The following is a 5,199-nucleotide window of genomic DNA, read 5'->3' on the forward strand; positions in this document are numbered from 1 at the left end:
GTTCGTGATCACGGCGCTGACCAACGCACCGATCGCGGCGTGCATGAGGCGACCGCGACCGCCGAAGAGGCTCACGCCACCGACGACCGCCGCCGCGACACCACTCAACACGAGGTCGCGACCCATCGCCGCATCCACCGATCCGATGCGCGACGCGGTGAAGAGGCCGGCGAAGACGGCGAGGAACGAGCAGATAATGAACGCCCACCACTTGATGAGCACGACCTTTACACCAGCGCGCCGGGCAGCCTCGGCGTTGCCACCGATCGCGTAGAGGTAGCGGCCGTAGCGCGTGCGGTCGAGCACGAAGGTGCCCGCCCAGAGGATCACGAGCTCGAAGACCACGACGATCGGAACGCCGATCACCTCGTTGCCGCCGACCTCGACGCCGTTCAACACAGACGCCGGTCGGCCGCGGTTCAGGTTGAGCATAAACACCGCCCCGCCGCCGATCACGAGGATGGCCGCGAGCTTGGCCCAGACGAGGGTGACGGTTCGGTTCGGGACGCCGGCCCGAGCGCGCCGGGCGCGGTCCCAGAAGGCAGTACCCGCAGACACCGCGAGGGCGACGCCGAGAAGCAGCCAGCCGCCCCAGTCGGGAAGGTTGGCGTTCTGGATCGCGCGGATCTCGGGGATCTGCAGGTTGATCGCGCCACCCGCGCCGATCACCACGAGCTGCACGCCCTGCAGCCCGAGGAACATCCCCAGGGTCACGACGAACGACGGGATACCGACTCGAGCGACGAAGAAGCCGATGAACGTGCCGATCGCGAGGCCGGCGATGAACGCAACGACCAGCGCGAGAATCCAGTTGACGTCGAAACGCGTGATCAGCACGACGAAGATGCCCATCGAGGCACCGGCCGTCACACCCGCCGAAAGGTCGATTTCGCCGAGCAGAATCACGAAGACCAGCGCCATGCCCAGCATGACGAGCGGCGCGGCCTGCTGTGCGAGGTTCGCGAAGTTGGCCGTGGTCAGGAAGAACTGCCCGCCTCGCATGACCAGGCTCAGCACCGTGAAGAGGATCGACAGCACCACGAATCCAGCGATCGCGGGCAGGGCGCCCATGTCGCCGCCGCGCACACGCTGCAACCACGCGCTGGCCTGATCGCCGATCGAGCCCTCTTGACCGCTGCCGATCAGTTCGGTCGCGGCCGGAACGTGACCCGTCTCGGTGCCGTCGTTCTGATAGAGGCTCATGCAATGGCTCCTGTCTGGGACTTGGTGCCCGTGATGTATCCGACGACGTCATCGCGGGTGGTGTTCGAGGTTTCGAGTTCGGCGACCATCTGGCCGAGGTAGAGCACGCTGATGTAGTCGGCCACCTCGAAGATGTCGGCGAGGTTGTGGCTGATCAAGATCACCGCGACACCCTGCTCGGCGAGTCGCTTGACGAGGTTGAGCACCTGCTCGGTCTGCGCGACGCCGAGGGCTGCGGTCGGTTCGTCGAGGATGACGATGCGGGCCTTCTTCAGCACAGCACGCGCGATGGCGACCGTCTGGCGTTGACCACCGGAGAGCGAGGAGACCTTCTGGCGTACCGACTTGACGGTGCGCACCGAGAGGGAACGCAGCGTGTCAGACGCCTGCTTCTCCATGGTGCCTTCGTCGAAGGTGCCCCACTCGGTCTCTTCGCGCCCCAGGAACATGTTCTGCACGATGTCGAGGTTGTCGGCGAGAGCGAGGTCTTGGTACACGACCTCGATGCCGAGGGCCGACGCCGCGCGCGGGTTGAGGAGATGGACTTCCTGGCCGTCAATGTGCACCGTGCCGCCGTCGTAGGGCTGCACGCCGGCGAGACCCTTGATGAGGGTCGACTTGCCGGCGCCGTTGTCGCCCACGAGCGCGGTCACCTTGCCGGGATAGGCCCGGAGTTGCACGCCTTTCAGCACGCTGACCGGTCCGAAGCTCTTGACGATGTCCGTCAACTCGATAATCGGCTGAACCATCAGTCGGTTCCTTTCTTGCCGCCTCGCTGCGGCGCGCTTTTAAAGTTCGGGCGGTTCGCCCTTAGTCTGGCGCGTCCGTCCCCAGAAGGGTATGCGCGACGGGCTCACGCGTGTCAAAAAGGGGCGAGGCCCCGGGCCGACCGGAATCGGTGCAGCCCGAGGCCCCGCCTAGATGCTGCTGTTAGTAGGCGATGCCGTACTCGTCGCACTTCGGCGCGACGTCACCCTGGCAGATTTCGCCAGCGTCGGCGTCACCGGCGTCGATGACATCCTGGACCTGCTCCGGACCAACCACGACCGGCGTGACCTGGATGTACGGCGTGCCGTCGTCCAGCTCGGCGTCGGCGCTCGGGGTCTCGCCGTTGAGCAGCGCGATCGCGAGCTCGACGGCCGCGTCGGCCTCGAGCTTCACGGGCTTGTAGACCGTCGCGTACTGCTTGCCCAGCAGAACGTTCTGCAGACCAGCGGTGTTGGCATCCTGACCCGAGACCGGAACGACGAGGCCGTTCTTGTCGAGGATCGTGATGACACCGGCAGCGTTGGTGTCGTTGGCAACCCACACCGCGTCAACCACTCCGCCGAGCGTGGCGAGAGCCTGCTCGAAGTTGGTCGCCGTGGTCGGGCCGTCCCAGATTCCCGGCGGCTCCGCCGCCGGGGAGATCCCGGCAGCTTCCATCACCGAGACAGCGCCATCGTGGAAGAAGGCAGCGTTGCCGTCAGCAGGGTCTCCACCCATGTAGACGACGATCGCGGTGGCCGGGTCCTTGCCAGCTTCCTCGAGGCCGTCGACGATCATCTGACCCTCGAGCGCGCCAACCTGGAAGTTGTCGAACGACACGTAGTAGTCCGCACCGGCGATCGGGCGGTCGTAGGCGATGACCGGGATGCCGGCGGCCTTGGCCGTCTCGGCGACTCCCACGCCAGCGCCCTGCAGGTCGACGAGCAGCATGACGCCACAGCCCTGAGCAAGCTGCTGGTCAGCGATCGTCGCGTACTTCGCGGTGTCGCCCTGCGCGTTCTGGATGTCGGTCTCGAAGCCAGCGGCCGCGAGTCCTTCCTCCAGGTACTTGCGGTCCAGGTTCTCCCAGCGGTCAGACGACGCGGTGTCGGGGAGGATCACGCAGGCACGCGTCGCCTCAGCTTCGCCACCACCGCCGCCCGTACAACCGGCCAACAGGACCGTCGAGATTCCGGCAAATGCAACTACGGAGATCAGTGAAGTCTTCTTCACAAAGATCACCCTTCTTCAAGGTGAGGTAACCCCTCGCTGGGTACCGCGTCATCTTCTTCGACGACGGCAGTAGCCATATTCCGCTTCACGGCCGGGTATTTCTCCGTTTCTCGTAACGCTTGAGTAACGTTCGACCGATTGTTTCGCAACTTTCGGCGACTTTCGAAAGCGGGAAGTTTCGGCCCCTCAGGCGCGTCGGGAGTCGCCGAGGCGGTAGAAGAAGAACGGGATCGCGGAGAGCAGACAGCTCGCGGCGGGGATCAGGGTGATACCGATGAACGCGATCTGCTGCATCGCGGGGGTCACGACAACACCCTCCTGATAGCCCGCGATCACGATCACGATGCCGAACGCGAGCGTCGAGAACGCGCTCATCACCTTGGTGACGAAGGTCAGGGTCGCGAACGAGATGCCGTCGTTGCGCACGCCGGTGGCGTTCTCGGCATGGTCGACGGCATCCGCGATCATCGTGGTCTGCGCGACGAGGAACACCCCAAGCGCGAGTCCGCTCAGGAAGATGAAGATGACGAGCACGACGAGGTCCTCGAATCCGCCGACGAACATTCCCACATAGATCGCGAAACCCGCGAACGAACTGATCAGGATGAGGGTGCGCCCCGAGATTCGCCGCATCACGAGGGGGGTCGTGAACGCCGCGATCACCATGCCCACGATGATCGCGGCGCCGACCAGTGTGAAGTTGTCATCGTTGCCGTACGCAATCACGACGAATACGGCGCCACCCGCTTGCACGATCGCGCGCCCGAACCCGATGAACGAGCCGAGCAGCACGAGCAGCAGCGGTCGGTTGCGGAACAGCGCACGGAACAGCTCGGTGAACGACAGGCGTGGTGCGTTCGACGAATCCCGCTCGCGCGGCACGAAGAACGCCAGCAGGTAGATCCCCATCCCGACCACCGCGATGAGCGCGACGGCCCTGGTCCACCCCACTGCGGTCGTCTCGGGTGCGAAGCTCAGCGCGGCCGCGAGGCTCGGTGCCCCGAGGGTCGAGACCCCGATCGCGATCGCACCGAACGCGCGCACGTTGCCGATCACTCGGGCTCGACGGCCCGGGTCGGGGAACGCGGAACCGATTAGCCCCCACATCGGAACGTCGCACGCCGCGTACACGAGGCCCCAGATCAGGTAACAGATCGTGAAGTACACGAGCTGCCCGGTCTCGTCGATTTCGGGTACGGCGAAGATCAGCGCGGTGAGCAGCGCGACCGGCGCCGCCGAGAACAGGATGAACGGCCGCAACTTGCCCCAGCGAGTGCGCGTCATGTCGATCAGGCTGCCGACGAAGGGGTCGGCGACGGCGTCGATGATGCGGGCGAGCGTGAGCACGACTGTGACGACCGCGATCGCTCCGGTACTCAGCCCGACGTACTCGACGAGGTAGAGCAGCATGAATGTACTGACCGTCGCGTACACCAGGTTCTGGCCGAAGGCGGCCGTCACGATCGCGGTGCTCTGTGCTCGAGGCGAAGGAACCTTCTCAGGTTTGCGTGCGGCGTTCGCATCGAGAGTCGAGGTCGTCATCGTCAGCGCTCCAGGTGGATCGTCAGGATCTCGAAGGGTCCGAGAGTGATTCGGTGCGGGTCGGCCGGCCGGATCGGCCGCTCGAGCAGGTCGGTCTCGGTTGCAGCGCTGAACGGGAAGGCGACGCGCAGAGCTGTGGATGCCGGGCGCCCGAGGCTCTCGTACATCCGCACCACCACCCCGTTGCCCTCCTCGGCTGTTTTCACCGTCTCGATGATGACAGCTGGGTTGTCGACGGTGGCGAAAGACGGCAGCGACACTCCCGGCAGCACAGTCATCGGGTTGTTCAGGCGGTACCCGTCGCGGATCACCGAGGAGAGATCGCCGGATGCGAAGGGACGGAACGCATAGCTGAACGAATGCTCGCCGCGGTCGGCGGTCTTGTCGGGAAAGGTCGGCGACCGCAGGAGGTTGAGACTCAGGAGGCCGCTCTTCGCGCGATGCCCGTACTTGGCGTCGTTGAGCAGGGCGAAC

At 65.3% G+C, this 5,199-nt stretch carries 5 protein-coding genes; all 5 read right to left on the reverse strand.

All coding sequences use genetic code 11. The features are described 5' to 3' along the window. Positions 1–1,203: ABC transporter permease subunit (locus RMO30_RS09765; protein ID WP_309712628.1), on the reverse strand; the 1,203-nt coding region annotated here is incomplete at its 3' end. Further along, a complete protein-coding gene (locus tag RMO30_RS09770; RefSeq protein WP_309712630.1) occupies positions 1,200–1,952 on the reverse strand; it encodes an ATP-binding cassette domain-containing protein in 753 nt (250 codons plus the stop codon). The genes RMO30_RS09770 and RMO30_RS09765, both read right to left, overlap by 4 nt. Positions 1,953–2,133: 181 nt before the next feature. After that, positions 2,134–3,183, reverse strand: a complete 1,050-nt coding sequence (locus RMO30_RS09775; protein ID WP_309712632.1) for a substrate-binding domain-containing protein — start codon at positions 3,181–3,183, stop codon at positions 2,134–2,136. A 186-nt stretch (positions 3,184–3,369) separates the two neighbouring features. Next, on the reverse strand, positions 3,370–4,725 hold the full coding sequence (locus RMO30_RS09780; protein WP_309712635.1) for a glycoside-pentoside-hexuronide (GPH):cation symporter: 1,356 nt from the start codon (positions 4,723–4,725) through the stop codon (positions 3,370–3,372). A gap of 2 nt (positions 4,726–4,727) precedes the next feature. Then, the coding region (locus tag RMO30_RS09785; protein ID WP_309712638.1) for a glycosyl hydrolase-related protein at positions 4,728–5,199 on the reverse strand (472 nt) is incomplete at its 5' end.

The organism is Pseudolysinimonas sp. (assembly GCF_031389465.1).
Classification (GTDB): Bacteria; Actinomycetota; Actinomycetes; order Actinomycetales; family Microbacteriaceae; genus Pseudolysinimonas_A.